This is a genomic window from Spongiimicrobium salis, assembly GCF_043678055.1.
GTDB lineage: Bacteria > Bacteroidota > Bacteroidia > Flavobacteriales > Flavobacteriaceae > Spongiimicrobium > Spongiimicrobium salis.
This window is the reverse complement of the sequence record NZ_JBHEQA010000005.1, coordinates 179,175-198,404: the sequence shown is the minus strand read 5'-3', so window position 1 is coordinate 198,404 and position 19,230 is coordinate 179,175. Positions and strand designations below refer to the sequence as shown.

General features: G+C 39.8%; 8 protein-coding genes. 2 read left to right on the top strand and 6 right to left on the bottom strand.

Features of this window, described 5'->3' with window-relative positions:
- Window positions 1-178 precede the first annotated feature (178 nt).
- From ACEXOE_RS19685 to ACEXOE_RS19670, 4 genes are all read right to left on the bottom strand, one after another.
- Window positions 179-3,502: a VCBS repeat-containing protein gene (locus ACEXOE_RS19685; protein WP_394750570.1), complete on the bottom strand. Its 3,324-nt coding sequence runs from the start codon at window positions 3,500-3,502 to the stop codon at window positions 179-181.
- A gap of 141 nt (window positions 3,503-3,643) precedes the next feature.
- Window positions 3,644-5,158: a RagB/SusD family nutrient uptake outer membrane protein gene (locus ACEXOE_RS19680; RefSeq protein ID WP_394750569.1), complete on the bottom strand. Its 1,515-nt coding sequence runs from the start codon at window positions 5,156-5,158 to the stop codon at window positions 3,644-3,646.
- A gap of 10 nt (window positions 5,159-5,168) precedes the next feature.
- The gene (locus ACEXOE_RS19675) at window positions 5,169-8,246 is read right to left on the bottom strand and encodes a SusC/RagA family TonB-linked outer membrane protein (RefSeq protein ID WP_394750568.1); all 3,078 of its coding nucleotides are present in this window, start codon (window positions 8,244-8,246) and stop codon (window positions 5,169-5,171) included.
- A gap of 268 nt (window positions 8,247-8,514) precedes the next feature.
- Complete coding sequence (locus ACEXOE_RS19670; RefSeq protein WP_394750677.1) at window positions 8,515-12,627, bottom strand: hybrid sensor histidine kinase/response regulator transcription factor; 4,113 nt, start codon at window positions 12,625-12,627, stop codon at window positions 8,515-8,517.
- A 428-nt stretch (window positions 12,628-13,055) separates the two neighbouring features.
- Here ACEXOE_RS19670 and ACEXOE_RS19665 point away from each other — a divergent pair, with 428 nt between their 5' ends.
- Entirely contained in the window at window positions 13,056-14,270 is a 1,215-nt protein-coding gene (locus ACEXOE_RS19665; RefSeq protein WP_394750567.1) for a redoxin family protein, read from the top strand.
- Window positions 14,271-14,361: 91 nt separating this feature from the next.
- Here the strand turns inward: ACEXOE_RS19665 and ACEXOE_RS19660 are convergent, their stop codons facing one another.
- On the bottom strand, window positions 14,362-14,610 hold the full coding sequence (locus ACEXOE_RS19660; protein ID WP_394750566.1) for a hypothetical protein: 249 nt from the start codon (window positions 14,608-14,610) through the stop codon (window positions 14,362-14,364).
- 389 nt (window positions 14,611-14,999) lie between these two features.
- A complete protein-coding gene (locus ACEXOE_RS19655; protein WP_394750565.1) occupies window positions 15,000-18,416 on the bottom strand; it encodes a ThuA domain-containing protein in 3,417 nt (1,138 codons plus the stop codon).
- A gap of 174 nt (window positions 18,417-18,590) precedes the next feature.
- On the opposite strand from ACEXOE_RS19655, the gene ACEXOE_RS19650 reads away from it, so the two are divergent.
- Window positions 18,591-19,166 (top strand): YdeI/OmpD-associated family protein, encoded by a 576-nt coding sequence (locus tag ACEXOE_RS19650; protein ID WP_394750564.1) that lies wholly within the window; start codon window positions 18,591-18,593, stop codon window positions 19,164-19,166.
- The last annotated feature ends 64 nt before the right edge of the window (window positions 19,167-19,230 follow it).

Genomic DNA, 19,230 nt, shown 5'->3' with positions numbered 1-19,230 from the left:
CTTGCTACTTTTATGGCATGAATTTCAATAAGGATTTAAGGCAAGAAATCTTATTGGACCATGTTATTTTTAAAGTTTGGTTAGCTTAGGTTGGGTCGTTATACGACCCAACTTTTTAGCTTTCCTAAACAAAACTTTCATCTCCCTTTTTTTAATAGCCTATACTTCCTAGCCCATACTATAAACTGGGAGCATTGTATCGAATAAATTGTAGAAAATCATTGTTCTTGACAGAGAGGATATATTCTTTTTCTTTAATTTTTATCAATGCCAAGTCTTTGACATCTCCCTCCGTAAACAGACCACTGCGCGTTGCCATTATTGGAGCGAAACCTCCCTTTCCATTTCCTTTTAAAAATAAGCCTTTTCCAGCATCTGCCCTTGGCGTTTCCACTTCGGAGGCATAGAGATTCCCTCCAATGACCACATCCAATTTTCCATCTGCATCAAAATCCTTGGCTAAAATCTGATTGATAGGGGCCAATTGCGCTTCATTGGGCAATTGATGTGGTATATATTTCCCATTTTTATTCTCCAAATACAGACTGGCAAAGGACTTTACTTGATAGTGCAAGCCTCTTTCCAATTTATTCTCGTCATAGACATCGGTCAATGTGGCGGTGGAAAATTCATTATAACTTTCAAATTTCTTTTTTATGGAGGGAATTTGCTGAGAAGAACATTCACGACCGCGCACGGGATACTTCTCCCCATCATTATAATAACTCAATACAATATCATTGCGTTTGTTACCATCAAAATCATTAAAATACACATCAAAAGTCTCATCACCCTGAGCCTTATACTTATAGTTTAATCCCAGGTTTCCAGCCATGAGATCAATATCCCCATCATTATCAAAATCCTCACTGATAAGACTGAACCACCAACCTGTGGTATCTGTTAGGCCTAAAATTTCAGAAGTTTCGTTGAACTTCCCCTGATTATTTTTAAAGACACGAATGGGCATCCATTCTCCCGCTACAATAAGATCGGTCCAACCATCTTGATCATAATCTACCCAATTCGCCGTGGTCACCAGACCTAATTTCGTTAATTGCGGGGCTACTTTTTTTGTGACATCCCTAAACTTTGGAGTTCCTTTAGTGCTAATGTTTTCCAAAATATAACTGTTTGCCGGTGCGGGATAATTTGTAGGCACTAACCTTCCACCAACAAAAAGATCTAAATCCCCATCCTTATCAAAATCATTGGCATATACCCTACTCCCACTTGAGATAATCCAAGGAAGCGACGAAATATTTTTGGAAAAATTCCCCTTGCCATCATTGATATAGAGGCGGTCTCTAAGCATAGGGGAATCATGTTTAAATTCGTTCCCACCACTGACAATGTACAGATCATTATCCCCATCGTTATCTGGATCAAATAACAATGCCCCCATATCCTCATACTGTCTATCCTCTAATAAAATCTGCGACTTTTGCTGTTCAAAGCTACCATCGGCTTGTTGAAAGTACAGCCCTCCAGGGTACTTGGAGGCAGCACCCACATAAAAATCGTCCAATTGATCCCCATTGATATCGCCTACGGCAATGCCCGGACCAAATTGGGAGGTTTTATGAGGTAAGAGTATTTCATATTTAAAGTCATCATAACGGTTTTCTTTGTGTTTATAGATGGCCAAAGTATCTGAAAAACTATCAAAAAGCATTCTTTCATTGCCCGTAACTGCAGAAGCCACCCTTGCATTTGTATACTCCAAGGTCAACAATTGATTGGCCGCTACACCTTGTATTACCTCTTCTTTTCCATCGGGCCAGGACACTTTGATTTCATCAATTTTAGCTATTTGTCCCAATCCAAAGTGCAATTGCGGGGCTACGGAAGATTGAAATCCTCTACTTAGTGTCAATTCCTGTGTTTGCACCAAATCGCCCGCAGTCAGGACTAGTTTGCTCCCCAAACCAAATTCATTTTTAGGAGCGCCTTTAAAGCGAACAGAAAGATAATTGTTGGTTGTGGCACTGGTATTCTCAAAAAGAGAAGGTGCTTCATCAATATTATTGGTCACAATTTCCAAATCCCCATCATTGTCCAAATCCACATATACCGCACCATTAGAAAAGCCTTCATGGGAAAGTCCCCAATAATCATTGGCACGTTCAAAGGTTAAGTTCCCTTTATTGCGGAATACATAATTATCTATTTTTTCCGAAGGAATCCTTAGGCTTTTGATCAGGAGGCTATCTTTATTTTTCTTCTCGCCTTTCAATGCATTAAAGTAATCTTTATTGTTGATTTCCCTGCGTGTACCATTGGAAATAAAGACATCTTTCCATCCGTCATTATCCAAATCGGCAAAGAGGGGGGCCCAGCTCCAATCTGTAGAGGATAACCCTGCAAATCTGGAGATATCACTAAACTTAGGTACATTGCCCTTTTGCACTCCATTCCCTACTTGCAATGAATTTTGCATAAACTGGTATTGAAAACCGATCCGTTCAATATTTTCGAACATCAGGGGGTTCATACTGGCCATATTGGCTTTGGACCTTCTATTAGAGGCCGCGTCCATGTCCATTTGAAGAATATCTGCAAAACCATCGTTATTAAAATCAGCAATATCCACTCCCATCCCGTAAAAAGAAGTATGTTCCGTAGATTCTTTAATCACATTGCTAAAAGTTCCATCTTGGTTATTGATGTACATACAATCTGGCGACTGAAAGTCATTGGACACATACATATCGGGCCATCCGTCATTGTTAAGGTCACTTACGGTAACGCTAAGCGATAGGCTGTATACCTTTACTTGGGCTTCTTCTGTAACTTTGGTAAAATGGCCATTATCATTTCGGTACAAATTATCCGTTTCCACGTCAGAAACATGGTCCATTCTATTCCTGTAATTTAAACTATTGTATTGGAAGGGTGTGATAGGGTAATTGGCTACAAAAACATCCAAATCCCCATCCTTATCATAATCAAAAAAAGAGGCATCCACACTATTTCCAATATCGTTCAGGCCATATTCTTTGGCCCTCTCCGTAAAGGTATTATCTCCGTTATTGATGTATAACAAATTGTCTTTGGGGTTAGATTGCCCCGCCACCATACAATAGATATCCAAATAGCCATCATTGTTTACATCGGCCATCGTAGTTCCGGTAAACCATCGGTCATCACCTCCGATGCCGGCTTTTTCGGTGATATCTTCAAACTGGAGATTTCCTTTATTCAGATAAAGTCGGTTAGACACCATATTTCCCGTAAAAAAGAGATCGGCCAATCCGTCGTTATTAATATCCCCAGTAGCTACTCCCCCTCCCATATAGAGATAGGGATAGGTAAAATAATTCAGGGTATCTGTTTCCGTAAGCACATTGGCAAATGTGATTCCGGTTGACGCCGCATCTAATTTTGAAAATATTTTTCCAATGGCCCTGGATTCTTCCGATACGGTCTTGGATTGTTCTCCACTACAAGCAATACATACGAGTATAAGAAGGGAACAACAGATATAAGCAATACCTTTCATAGCGTAAAAAAGTTTAAACCTCTAAAATACCTAATCTTATGTAATTTTTTAAAAAATAAATCTTAATATCAACATATGGATATGATAAAAAAAGCAGAGAATTTATCTCTGCTTTTATATGCATTTTTTGAACCCAATAGATTAAAACCCTGGATTCTGATCCGCTGTGGTCAGAGCATCATTGGTATCAATTTCTGTCTGCGGTATGGGCATGAGACGGTGTATATCCGGACTATACCCCCGAGGAAACCCGTTATCATCTACAGCCAATTCCTGGGCATCCAAATTCCATCGTATCAAATCATCAAAACGACTCTGTTCTGCCGAAAGTTCTACCATGCGCTCATGAACAATGGCATTAAACACCTCCGCCGGTGTTGTTACCGGAAATCCCCTACTGTCCATCTCTGCACTACCATACAACGGAAGCTCGGAACGTGTTCTTAATTGATTAAGAAAATCAATAGCAGCCGCATCATTACCCAAAGCATTTTCCACCTCCGCTTGCATTAAGACCACATCCGAAAACCGGAGCACTCTTGCATTGGTAGCTCCGAAATCTGTCGTGGCATCATTTTCATACAATTGGGAAAATTTAAACCAGAGGTTACCATTGGTATTTACTTGATCATCAGCAGCGCCAAAAGTATCTCCGGGTAGTAAAATATGATCTGCTAGTCTATGATCATCCGGTTCATATTCGTCAATCATTTTTTGAGAAGGTCGTGCGTTGCCCCAACCGGTATACTCTTGGGCATGAAAAGTTACTTCACCCAATCCTACACCATTGGCGTTCCATCTTTGGTCCATGGCATCTTCACCGGTAAATATGACTTCGAACATGGATTCATCATTGAATTCCCCTCCATCGTTAAAATTATCCCGGTATTGTTCTCTAGGCAATAAGGTATAGCCTGTGATTTCGCTTAACACCTGTCTCGCTTCGGCATGCATTCCCCGTTGTAAAAAGACTTTTCCCAACATCCCCAGCGCAGCTCCCCGGGTAGCTCTACCAATATCTTCAGCCGCCAATGTTTCCTTGGTAGGCAATAATTGGGTAGCTTGTTGTAAATCACTGATAATCGCCGCATAGGTTTCATCGACCGAACTTCTTGGGATACCGGTTAAAGGGGTTTCTTCGTCCAACTCCAGCGGAACACCTCCATATCTTTTCACTAGAAAGAAATAAAATAAGCCTCTCATAAAACGCGCTTCTCCCAGAGCCATATCCGCATCTGCTTCGGTAATATCCGAATTTCCTATTCTTGCACGAATCGCTTCTTCATTTCTAAGTAGAAAATTACATCTGGAAATCCCATTATAACAGGCCGTCCAATACAAAGCAGTTTGATCCAAAATAGGCGTGATTCTAAATTCTGAAGAGGGCAAAAAGTTGGCATCCTCCGAAGGTACCATTTCATCACTAAAGGTATCGGGTAAGATATATGCGAAACGCTGATACAATCCTTGCGTTTGTAAATGTGCATAGGTTGAACTTGCCGTAGCCGCTAAACCAGCTGCATCTAAATTTGCAATAAAGGATACTTGTGGCAATTCGTTCTCATTTAGCACTGTAGCATCATCGCTACAAGATATGATGAAGGCCATAGCAGCAATCATCGTATAGAATAATTTAAAACTTAATCTTTTTCTCATAGTCTAATTATTAAAATTCAATTTGCAATCCAGTTAAAAAGGTTTTAGGCTGTGGTCCTCTACCCCTATCGATATTCAAGCCTTCAATGATTCCAGCAGCACCATAGAAAGGCTCTATTTCTGGATCAAGTCCTGAGTAATTCGTTAGTGTCACCAAATTCTGGCTCTGCACATATAATCGCACCTTACTGATGGTGCCATTGAACACTCTATCCAAAAGATCTGCAGGTAGTGAATACCCTAAAGTGACATTCTTTAAACGGGCATAGGACGCATCTTCAATAAATCTGGTAGAAATTTGATTGTTGTCATTACGTCCAAATCGAAACCTTGGTACATCGGTGATGTCACCAGGATTTTGCCAACGGCGCAATACCTCCACACCAGCATTGTTTACTCTTTCCTGTCCTTCTAAACTGAATACGTTGGTATTAAAAGCATCCGCCCCCTGAACCCCAGTAATTAAGGCGGAGAAGTCAAAGCCTTTATAGGATGCATTTAAATTTACCGCATAGGTGAAATCAGGATTGGGATCTCCGATTATCGTTCTATCTTCATCTGTGATATCCCCATCGCCATTGATATCTCTAAAACGGGCATCTCCAGGTCTTGGTTGATAGGTGGCTCCTGAAGTAGGATCTAAATTATCTGCGCCTAAATCATCAATGATTTCCTGTTCTGTAGAGTACACCCCTTCGAAAATTCGTCCGAAAAAGTGATATAAAGGTTGTCCCGGAGCCAATCTACTTACACTAGCCTCTAAGGGATTGATTCTTGCTTGTAACAATTGATCTTGTTGTCCCAAACTATTCACCGTACTTTCTGTGGTGGTGAAATTAGCACTGGCACTCCATTTAAAATCCCCTTCATAATCGTTATAACCTACCGTAAATTCAAAACCAGTTACTTCGATATCACCAGCATTTCGGATAATACCCAAACCTTGGTTCCCGCCACCGCCTCCAGCACTGGCCCTAGCGGTTTCATTGACCAAGAGACCGTCACTGGAATTTATGAAGTATTCTCCGGTAAAGGTTACTTTATTGTTCCATAAACCTACGTCAACCCCAAAGTTTTGTTTTGTAGCTTCCTCCCATTGTACATCTGGGTTTGCAATTCCGTTTACGGCTGAAGCCAATGAAGTTACCCCTCCTACAGGGTATATTAAATCAAAAGCTACGTTAGCATTGGCCACATCAAATGGAATTCTATTGTTTCCGGTAACCCCGTAACTGGCCCTGAACTTTAAGTTGTTGATGACTTCGCTATCCGCTAGGAAACTTTCTTTAGACGCTACCCATCCTACAGAAGCAGATGGGAACCATCCTACTTGGTTATTAGGTCCAAATCTGGATGATTTATCCCTACGTATCGCAGCCGAAGCTAAGTACTTCCCATCATAGTTGTAGTTCACACGCCCTAAATACGAGATTAAAATATTATCTTCCGTTCTACTGTTGGTACCTCCGGTACCCACCAATTCGTTGATGGCAGAAGTAAGTTCATTGGTACTAGAACCTGTAAGCGTTTCAAAGCGTGTATCTTGACGCTCAGAGACTAAAGTAGCTTCAAAATTATGGACTTCTGCAAAGGTTTTATTAAAAGATAGTGAGTTGGTAAAAATTCGAGAGATTTGACTCGCACGACCTTTATTGATACTGGTAATATCTCTTGAAAATTCACCTACAGAGAAAGCCCTTTGTATATTGTCCTGAAAGGAAAAGAAGGCATCCAAGCCATATTGACTTCTAAATTTAAAACCATAAGGAAGATCGTATTCCGCATACAAAGAACCTATTAAAGATGTAAATCTGTTTAGGTTATCATCTGAATCTTGTACCCGTAATTGATTTCTTGCATTGTTATTATCGCCATCCTGAGCTCCTGCAAAAGTACCATCTGGGTTTCTAACAGGAACATAGGGTGCAGATGCTAAAAGGTTGAACAAGGGTTCGCGACCGCCAGCTACTTGCGGCGCAATTCTTTGTGAAAAACCAAGGGAAAAGGTCTCACCAACCCTAAACTTATCTGTAACATTAGCTTCACTATTAATATTAAAGGTCTGTCTTTTAAAATTAGTATCCACATAAATACCATCTTGATCAAAAGCGGAAAATCCAAAATTATACCTTCCGATTTCCGATCCACCCGAAACGTTAAAATCATAATTTGTTATGGGTGCAGACCGAAAGAACTCGTCTTGCCAATCGGTATCTATACCATTTCCATCAAAATTGGGATCATCGTTTATTCTTGGAATAGGAGCACCTCCAGCACCGGGAATGAAGGATTGTGCATTCACTTCTCTAATGTATTGGATATATTGCTCTGTATTCAATACATCATAACGCTTATTGGATTGTTGAAAACCTGCATAGGTACTAAATTTAAAATTGGCCTTTCCTCTAGTTCCTTTACTCGTGGTAATGATAATTACCCCATTGGCCCCTCTAGATCCATATATTGCGGTTGAAGCCGCATCTTTCAACACATCTACCTTTTCTATGGAACCAGGGTTGATGCTATTGATATTATTGGTAAATACGCCATCGACAACATATAAGGGATCTCCACTACCAAAGGTGCTTAAACCCCGAATACGTATGGCAGTACGTTCTCCAGGGGAGCCCCCGTTGATTACCGTGATTCCTGCTGCACGCCCCTGTAAGGTCTGCGCTATATCCGCGGCAGGAATTTCACTGATCTGATCCGCTTTTACCGTAGAGACGGCATACGTAAGCTCTGATCGCTTTTGGGTTCCATAACCGATCACCACCACCTCATCCAAAGCCTTAGCGTCCTGATCCATAACCACATTGATTTCTGTTCTCCCATTCACGGCAACTTCTTGGGTAACATAACCTATATAACTGAATACCAGGACAGCATCCGAAGGAACTTCGTTTAAGGTATATAATCCATCGAAATCTGTGGAAGTGCCATTTGTGGTTCCTTTCACCACTATGGTCGCCCCTGGCAATGGTACTCCATCACTTGTGACCGTACCGCTTACCGTTTGTCCTAGCGCAAAGCCAGAAGACAATACGATCATCATAAACAATAGCGTTCTAAAAAATTTAATCTTCATAAAAATCGGTTAATTTTAAATTAATTCCAGTTTGTAGTTTACTTTGTCAATAGTGTGAAAACATCCTAAATGAAACCTTAAACATTTCACAAAATTAATAGCCCATAAATCTAGCTTTGCTATACGTAAAATAGATAACACTTATGATGCATTTAATAACAATTTTGTTGCATTATGCCTATTTACATGGGCTTAGGGAACATTTAGGCAAAGTAAGGCCTGATAAAAATTTAATTTTACCCTAACATTTTGTAAACAAAAAACAATGTTAATTTAAAGGGGTGTCGGTAGGTAAATACCCAAATTCTGCTTTGAAGCATTTGGTAAAATATGAGGGTGAAGAGAACCCTACTTTATAGGTGATTTCACTGATATTGCCTTCTCCTGATTCCAGCAATTCTTTAGCTTTTTCCAAACGGACTTTTCGGATAAATTCGTTTACGGAAACTCCGGTAAGCGCTTTTGTTTTTCGGTATAACTGACTTCTGCTCAAGAAGAATTGTGAGGCCAATAGTTCTACACTCAAATCTGGTTCGCTAATATTTTTATGGGTGAAATCGAGCACCTTTTGGATGAATTCATTATCTACGGAGGTCGTTTTTGTATGGGACGTTTTGGTTACCCCCTTGTAGTATTTATCGAATAAAATTTTGCGACTGCTCAGTAGTTGCAATAGGGTAGCCTTCAAAATTCCCATATCAAAGGGTTTGTCCAAGTAGGCATCGGCCCCTGAATCAATGCCTTCCAGGCGATCTGCAATCATGGTTTTAGCGGTAAGCATCAACAATGGTATATGGCTGGTCTTAAGGTCTTTTTTTATTTGTTTGCACAATTCCATCCCGTCCATTTCAGGCATCACAACATCCGTGATAATGATATCAGGGAGTTTTTCTTGGGCCATTTTTAAGCCTTCGGCTCCATTTTCTGCGGTAATGATCTTGAATTGTTTTCTAAATTCTGCCTGTAAGTATTCCAATAAAGCTGCATTATCCTCAACAATCAAGAGGGTGTAGGGGTTTTCAACGGTTTCAACAGCTTCTGTTTCCTTGGCATCCGGCGCATTTGTACCGAGGGTTTGTCTATTATCCAAAACATAATCATCCTCTTCTTTTCGAAACAATTCATTCTCCGAAAAATGTGCCTTCCCCAAAGGAAAAGTCATGATAAACTCCGTTCCTTTCCCAATTTCACTTTCCACTTCGATCTTGCCCTTGTGCAACTCCACAAAATCTTTCACTACTTCTAGTCCGATCCCAGTACTGCCGTAATAGCTTTTGTTCAGCTTGCCTACTTGATAAAATCGTTTAAAGATGCGCTTGTATTCCTTTTGGTCTAGTCCTGGCCCTGTATCCCTTACCGAGAGCTCAAAAACCTCCACAGCCTCTTCGCTACTTACCAAAGGAAGTTGAACACTGCCTTGTTTTCTAGAAATAAAAACACTAATTCGGCCATTATTTGGTGTCACCTTAAAAGCATTGGATAGGATATTAAAAAGAATTTTTTCCAGCATATTGGAATCTAACCAGGATTGAAGTTTCTCTACTTCTGGTTGAAATTCCAACACGATTTGCCGATTGACCGCCTCATCCTCAAAATAGGTCAGAATATCCCTTACTTGCTGCACCACATCCATTTCCCTAACCTGAATCAATATTTTATTGGATTGCAACTTTCGAAAATCCATTAACTCATTGATCAATCTAGAGAGACGATCAGAATTCTTATAAATAATCTGATGCTTTTGCTGAACTACATCTGGAAGGTCCAAATTTGGATTCTTGATCAGATCTAGCAATGGATTCATAATCAAGGTCAGTGGAGTCCTGAACTCATGGGAAATATTCGTAAAAAACTGAATTTTTTTAGCATTCAAACGTTCTTCCTGTATCCTCTTATCCCTTTCGAACTCCACTGCTCTTTTTTCTCTATAACGATTCTTTTGAAACGCGTTTACCGCAAAAACTCCGATAAAAAATAGGATTACATAAGAGACATAGGCCCAATTTGTCTTCCACCAGGGAGGCAATACCCTAATTTTTAAAGTTAAGGGCGCAGTATTCCATACACCGTCATTATTGGCCGATTTTACCTTGAAAACGTAGTCTCCATGTGCCAAATTGGTATAATTGGCCGTACGCACATTTCCCACATAGTTCCATTCAGAATCCAAACCTTCCAAAAAGTAGGCATATTGCGTTTTCTCGGGACGCGTATAATTGATTCCCACATATTCCAAACTAAATACAGATTGTTTATGTTTTAAGGTAATGGTTTTTGTTTCTGAAATAACTTTGTCCAATGGGGAATTAGCTCCTCCCGGAAGAACACTTTTGTTGAACAACTTAAAATCTGTAAAATAAAGCGAAGGTTCACTTGTATTTTCAGGCAGCCTATTGGGGTTAAAATAATTGACTCCCAAATAACTCCCAAAATAGAGTACGCCATTATCATCTACATATATGGCATTATCGTTAAAATCATTTACAAGCAAGCCGTCATCCACAGTGAAAATCGTTGCTTTGCTAAAATCTGCCTCCAGTTTTGCAATGCCAGATTTCCCGCTGATCCAAAAGGTGCCATTCTTATCTTCCACTATGGCACTTATTGATTTTAACGAAAGTCCCGGCACATTGTTGAGTGCCTTAAAATTATCTTCTTCGGAATCGTATATAACGAGTCCGCCGCCATCCGTACCTACCCATATTTTACCATCCTTAGCTTCGTAAACCGATTGGATCAGGTGGGTACTGGGGTGTTCTTTTAGCTTCTCGGACATTCTATTTTTTAAGGAAACAACGGTGAAAGCCCCGGAACTTTCTCTCCTCACCTTAAAAAGGCCACTAGTAGTGCCCAACCAAATATTATCGTTCCGATCAGCCAGCACAGTTCTTATATTGGCATCTACGAGCGCATGATCTGCAAAGGGTTTATCCGTACAAGGAAAAAATCTATTTTGGTAGGGGTCATAAAAGTGAAGCCCATTCTCAAAAGTTGCTATCCAAATGTACCCTTGGGAATCTTCCGTTATACTGAATATTTTATTGGACAATAAGCCGCCATCCGTATTATCTATAGTGTAATTAACAAATTCCTTACTTCCATTTTTTAAGAAATAAATACCTCCATTCCAGCTCGACACCCATGAATTTTCTTGACTATCTATAAAAATGGAGATGATCTGATTGGTTGTTAAACCGCTATATTTTGTGGTATTACTATTGTTGATATGTTCGATCTTTCTAGTATCGGGGTCATAGATATCTATTCCTCCCCCATCCATGGTAATCCACAATTTTCCAGCGGCATCTTTTATAATTCCCGTGACCGCTCCATTCTGTAGCGAATTGGTTTCATTGGGCAAACTCTCAATAGCATGGAACTTATTGTATAGTCTGTCGTACACTCCTACCCCACTATTAAAGTAGCCTAACCAAATTCTATCTTCCTTATCTTGGTGAATAGACCAGACAGAATTGGATTTTATACTGTTCTTATCAAACTTGTTATTGACATATCTTTTTAAAATCTCACCTTCACCATTCAACAGCAGAAGACCATCATTTTCTGTTCCGCATAAAATCTTGTCACCCTCCAACTCCAACATCGAAAAGATTTTTTTATTGGAAACAAGGTATCGCTGTACTTCTGGTTTGCCCTCATGTTCGGGAATCTTAATAATTCCTTGCTCCGTGGTCCCCAACCATAAATTATCCCGGGAATCAAAAATTATGGCATTTATGGGTTCGTCAATACTTTTTATGTTCCCTGCTTCCGAATATCGATATCGGACCAATACATTCCTATTCCTATCGTATTTCTTTAAGCCCAAATTAGTGACGGCATAGATTTCTCCTTTGGAGTTTTTTGCTACATTATTAATTTCAAAAAAATCATATACGGGTTCTTCCAAAGGAACTCTGGCCATTTCAAAAGTATCCAGATTCAATTTTAACAAACCTGCATTGGTAGTTCCCACCAATAGATTCCCCTCTCCATCCTCGAGCAAACACTCCACCAAAAAAATACTCTCTATCCTAGGATTCAGTCCTTTGTTCAAATCAATACGAATAAATTCATCTAAATCCCGATTGTAAAGGTTCAATCCGTTATCAGTGCCTATCCAAAGTCTGTTCTCCTTGTCCAAATAGGTACAATAGATCAGATTACTACTTATACTGGTATCTTGACTACCATCATAACTATACGAAATATAGTTGATGCCATCATACCTATAAATGCCCGCGCCAGAAGTCCCTATCCACTTAAAACCATGATGATCTTCTATCATGGTAGACACGGCTCTTCTAGATATTCCCTCTTTAATGTTCACAAAACTAAAGTCCTCAAAATTTTCCTGGGGAATTACCGCGGTACTCCACATCAAGAGAAGAAATAAAATAAAAATGTGGTTAATTCTGGACATCATTTAAATAGCGAAAACATATTTGTGTAGGGGTCAATATCGTATTGATGCTTTCCTCATACGAAATGCATCAAATTTACAGCCAAGATATAGAATACAAAAGCAACAATACAAATTAGGAATGGTATTATAACATAATCTGCATTCTACTTCATGTCTTATAAAAGATAAATTTGGTTTTGGTTTACTTTTCCTCAACTTGAATGGAAGAATTCACACCCCCATAAGACAAAATGTATTTTTTAATAGGATGAATGCTCTAAAATGTTAAAAACAACGGGATTGCTTTTTTGAAATCCGAGCAATTGGCATACTCTAAATGATTTTAATACATTTGAGAGCATATACACTTTCAATCAATACTCAGCATTAAAAAATATAATGACATGAAATCATTGCGCATTGCTCCCACATACGTATTCTACTTATTGCTTGCTTTTAGTCTTAGCCAATGTAAATCCGAACCTAAAAAAGCAGAAGATGGCAAACAAGCTGAAATTGCAGCGGTTTTTGATTTTGTTTCCCATCCTGTTGAAGTACCGGAACAAACCGTAAAACCGCTGAAAATTGGCGATAAAGCTCCCGATTTCAGGCTTCCGGGAACAGATGAAAAATATCACGCCTTAGCGGACTACGACGATGCTTCTGTTCTGGTGGTTATTTTTACCTGTAACCATTGTCCAACTGCCCAAGCATATGAGGAGCGCATAAAACGTATTGTAGACGATTATGCCGATAAGAGTGTTCAAATTATAGCCATTTCACCCAACAGTCCTTTGGGGCTTCTCTATGAAGAATTGGGATATTCCGACCTAGGTGACACGTATGAAGATATGATTTTAAGGGATAAAGCCCATAATTTTAATTTTCCTTATCTATATGATGGTGACAATCAAAAAGTGTCTCTTGCCTATGGTCCTGCCGCCACTCCCCATACTTTTGTCTTTGACCAGAATAGAATTTTACAATATATAGGAAGAATAGACAATTCTGAAAAGCCTGGTACGGCCAATGGTGAAGATTTAAGGAATGCCATTGACGCGATATTAGATGGTGCTTCTGTTGAACAACCAGTGACCAAGACCTTTGGATGTTCTACCAAATGGGGATGGAAAACCAAAACACGAAAAAAGATTGATACCGAATGGACTCAAAAAGAAGTGTCCTTGGAAGATCTTTCCATTGCCGATGTAAAGGGTGTTATGAAGAATGAAAATAGTGGGAAATTGCGTTTGGTAAATATTTGGGCGACCTGGTGTGGCCCCTGTCGCATTGAGTATCCGGAATTCATTGTTATTCAGCGTATGTTTGGAGCTCGTGATTTTGAGTTCGTGTCGATTTCCGCCGACAAAATTGAAAAGAAATCCCGTGCCTTGGACTTTTTAAAAGAAAAGTATTCGGCTGTAACTAATTACATCGTCACTTCTAAGGACAATTATGAGCTTATAGAGGCTATTGACCCCAATTGGAATGGTGCGCTGCCCTATACCGCTTTAATAGAACCAGGCGGAAATATTGTTTGGGAACATCAAGGAGAAGTTGATTTTTTGGCATTGAAGCAGACCATTGTAGATCATAAAATGATTGGAAGAGTATATTAATCTCCTATTTTTTTTTGACGGTTTAAAAAAACGTCTCAACGCTTCTTTTGAAGGCGTTGAGACGTACTCATTCATCAAATTGATCAAATAATTATGCCGAAAAAGGATCGTAACCCGGAAGTGATCCGTCACTACAGACGCTATCACAAGGTACCGGAATAGCAATAAAATCTGGCGGAGGAACGGTGGGATCTAGACAAACACATCCCGTACCTGTGCCACCTGGTCCGTTACTTGGGCCATCAGGTCCTGTCAAAGGAGAATTCCCCCCAAACATTTTTTTTAGCTGATTAATTTCAAGCTTTTTGATTCCCTCTATTTTCAAAATTTCTTTTAACATAAATATATCTTTTCAAACAGTTATTAAGGCTCTAAACATTTACAGACACTTAGAGTTTGTGTCTTTCTTTCGCGAAAAAAAGTGATTTGTTTAACAAGTCCTGTTCTCATGTATCGAGAAAAACTATGATAACACTTACAATTTATAAATTATAATCTATATTTAAAGAAGAAAATACGTTAATTTATTGTTTAATTTTTAATAAAAAGAAAGAAGCCACAACTTGGCTTCCATTACACTTTATTTTCAAGCTTAAAAAGAGCCCATTACCCACCAAGAAATAATGTATAAAAGCCGTGCCGAAAAATCGTAAATATAAAAGGCATAAAAAAAGGAGGCCTATATTGCCTCCTTTTAAATAACATATTAACCTTTTTAAGGAAGGATGCTTATTTCCCATTAAAGTTTACATTAACAGCTACTAGAGGCGTCAATAGGGGTTCTTGTCCCTCCTTAAGGGTGTACACGAAATAAATTTCTTCGGCCCTAACATCCATTTCAGATTCCATATTTATAAATACGGCACCTCCCGGTTGTCCTTTTAGGGGAGTAGGCATACTGCCTTTCCCTAGAAGTTTACCATCGGGAGCATTTAAACGCATTTCAAAATCCACTCCCCGAACAGGAGCATCTTGCCATGCCACAGTAATCATTGCAGAACGCACCCCTGTAAGATCGATATCCTTTAAAGCAAACCAACCTCCTTCGCCAGGAAGCACCAATAAATCCATGCCATTAAAGCTTATGGGCGTAAAACCTTCCATGGGGATATTATCCGGATTGGAAAAATTAATCGTACTACTTTTTAAACTAACGGATTTCACTCCGGTTAGCGGTTTTGCCCCATTATTTCCATTATCCGTGTAACTTGCGGTAATGACCATAAGATTATCTCCTGTTGCCGGTTTGGGCATAATGGTACCTGAAGGCGGTAATGACTTTTTCTTTTGATTTTCAGCAGCTAAAGACTGAATATACAAGGAAATCTGCCTAGTTTCGTCCGAGCTGATATTAGGATGCGCAGGCATGGTAACTTCGCCCCATACGCCACTACCTCCTTCTACGATTTTTTGTTGCAAGTACGCCAATCCATTGGGGTTATCCTTATATTTTTGGGATATTTCCAGATAATTGGGGCCTATGGATTTTTCCGCTTCCTTATGACATGCTTTACAATCCATACTTTCCGTAAGTGCTTTCCCTGTAATTGCAGCTGAAACCTGCTGATGTCCTAAAGAGAGTGAGGCGCCATCCAAACCTTGAAGGTAATCTACGGAAACATAGATATTGGAAGGATCTATTTGATCTTGCCCATCACTATCGGTGACAGATACTTTATAATTTACCGCTTGTCCCGAAATAAAGAAGGATGCATTTCCGCTCAAAATATCAATATTGATTTCCGGTCTGTCATTTCCTGCCACTACGGTCACGGCATCACTTTTTGCTTCGGCGCCTTCCGTATCTTTTACGGTTACCTGTATTTTGTATTCTCCAACTTTATCAAAGGTATGGGAAATCTCGGGCGTCGTAGTTTCTTGGCTCGTGCCATTCCCTAAATCCCAGATATACGTGACCTCATCTTTCTCTCGATCTCTGGCATCTACCGTTGCTTTAATCGTTAAGGGTAACTGTCCAGAAGTTTTATCTACTGTGATTTCCTCGATAACCGGAGGTCTGTTCCCACCATTGTAATCTATAAAGGATAGCCCTGCATTTTCGTTCTTGGCAAACCAACCGCTTCCGTATTCCAACAAGTAGATCCGTCCTTCGGGTCCTACTTCCATATCGATCAATGAATTTACCTTTACTTCAGGAGCAAAAGGTTCCATCTTATTAAAATCGCCATTAGGAAATTGACTTACCGCCATCATCCAACCCCGCATCCAATCATAAATGATCAATTTTCCATCATAATATTCCGGTAATGCAGTTTCTTTGGGATATAAATCGGTATAATAGACCGGTCCGGCCATAGCATTCCTACCACCAGAAGTCAATTGTGGAAAATCCTCAGAATCTCCATAGGGATACCATAAATAGGCAGGCATCGCCTTAGGCAGTTCTTGTAAACCCGTATTGTTCTTAGAGGTATTTAGGGGGTTTTCCGGATCAAAAATAGCTCCGCTCTCCCCTTTGGAATAATCATATTCATAATACGGTTTATTATCGGCAATAAACAAGGGCCAGCCAAAATTACCAGCCTTACGGGCCTGCCCTACCTCATCATATCCTCTAGGACCTCTGGTTTCCAGACTATCTACGCGAGAATCTGGGCCAATATCTCCCCAGTATACAAAGCCGTTTTTCTGATCTACAGAAATACGATAGGGGTTCCGATGTCCCATGGTATAGATTTCCGGACGCGTTTTTGCAGTTCCTTCGGGGAATAGATTTCCTTCAGGAATATCATAGGTACCATCATCATTTACTTTTATACGAAGAATTTTGCCCCTTAGGTCATTGGTATTTCCTGAGGAACGCCGTGCATCGTATTGTTGGCGTCCTGGAATATCATTCAAGGGTGCGTATCCGTTATTGACGTATTTTACGCCCTCTTCATTAAAAGGAGTAGAATTATCCCCTGTGGATAAGTATAGTAATCCATCTCCCCCAAAAGCAATAGATCCACCGGTATGGCAGCATATTTCACGCTGCGAATCCACATCGAGAATGACTTTTTCCGAACTCATATCCAAGGCATCATCTTTGAAAGTAAAACGGGATAAGCGATTTACCCATTTGTCCCCTGTGGGGCTATAAAAGACGTAAATCCAATTGTTCTCCTCAAAATTGGGGTCTTTCTGCAAGCCCATAAATCCTTCTTCTGCATTTACCCCCGGTGAATTTAGCGTTCGATGATAGACATCCAAGAATCCAACTTGACTTACTTTTTTTGTTTCGTGCTTATACAACAGCAATTCACCTCTACGTTGCGCAATAAGAACGTCCCTATTGGGGAGAACAGCCATTTCTGTAGGTTCAAAAAACTCGCCAAAGGCCAAGGAGTTTTTAGAAAAACGATCGGCGTCGGGTGGAATCAGGGATTTTGCCTTGCTATAGTCCAAATGTTCATTTTTACCTATAGCATATTGGATACCCCCTAGTAGATGTTTTAGGAAATTCTCTTCGGTATAGCTCTCTTCCGTATGCCCTAAAGCCGTATAAAAGGATCTCCCCCCGTCGTATTCATGATACCAACTCATAGGATGATTATCCCCGTTCTCTCCTCCTTCATATGTGCTTTCATCTACCGTCAAGAGTACCTTTACATCTGGATTGATCTTCTTGAAATTATACAATTCGTCTTTCCGCGTCCATTGGGTTTCCGTGAAAAAACTGGTGGCTCCGAAAGTATTGTCCGTAATGGTAAATGTGGCTTCAGGAGTACCATTGGGATGACTTTGAAAATAGGCTCCCACCAATTTTCCGTACCAATTCCAATCATATTCCGTGTCCGTAGCGGCATGTACCCCTACAAAACCGCCCCCGGCCTGAATATATCGTTCAAAAACAGCTTCCTGTTGATTGTTCAATACATCTCCCGTAGTGCTTAGGAAAATGATGGCTGCATATTGCTTCAGCGCCTCTTCTTCAAAATAGGCTCCATTGGAAGTCGTATCGACTTCAAAATTATTTGCTTTCCCCAATTCCTGAACGGCTTTTATTCCAGAGGGAATTGAAGGGTGAACAAATCCAGAAGTTTTTGTAAAAACCAAAACTTTAGGGTTGCCATTACGTGTATTGCCACAGCCAGATAATAAAAAGGCTATGACCATAGCGGTCATAAAAAAAATTCTTTTCATTCGTGTTGAAATTTGTATTGTCGTAAAAATCGATAGGTGGCAAGAACTTCGTTTTTACGTGGTTTTGTATGTTGTTTTGTTCAAACAGCGCTAAAATTAATAATAAATATGATTACCTTATATGAATAATATGGTTATTTTATTCAAAAAAAGAGGTCAACACTATCCAAAAACATGAAAACAATACCTGAAATTTATTTTAAAAACGATCAGGAATGGCGTAATTGGCTTCATGAAAATCATAAGAGTTCTACAGGTATTTATCTGATTCTTTATGGCGTAGATCATAACATGGAAAGCATGCGTTGGGAAGAAGCCGTACAGGTGGCACTCTGCTATGGATGGATAGACAGTACCGTAAAAAGCTTGGGAGATGGAAAACGAAGACAGTATTTCTGCCCAAGAAAACAAGGTAGCCCTTGGAGCAAACTCAACAAAACCCATATCAAGGCCTTGATTGCAGATAAATTAATGCATCAGAGCGGGTTGGACAAAATCAATAGTGCTAAAAAAGATGGGTCTTGGGTTTTATTGGATGACGTGGAAAATGGAGTCATTCCTTCTGAATTGGCCACGGCTTTTAAAGCACATCCAGAAGCCTATGAAAACTATCAAAATTTCAGTAAAAGTTATCGAAAAAATTACCTCTATTGGCTCAATCAGGCAAAACGTGAGGACACTCGAAACAAACGCATTGCCGAAATCATACGCCTTTGCGCAGCGAATATTAAATCGCGCGATCAGGGATAGTGCCAAGTTCTTTTCCTTAACAACTCTTTAAGAAAAATTATCTTGTAAATTAGTACTTTCGACC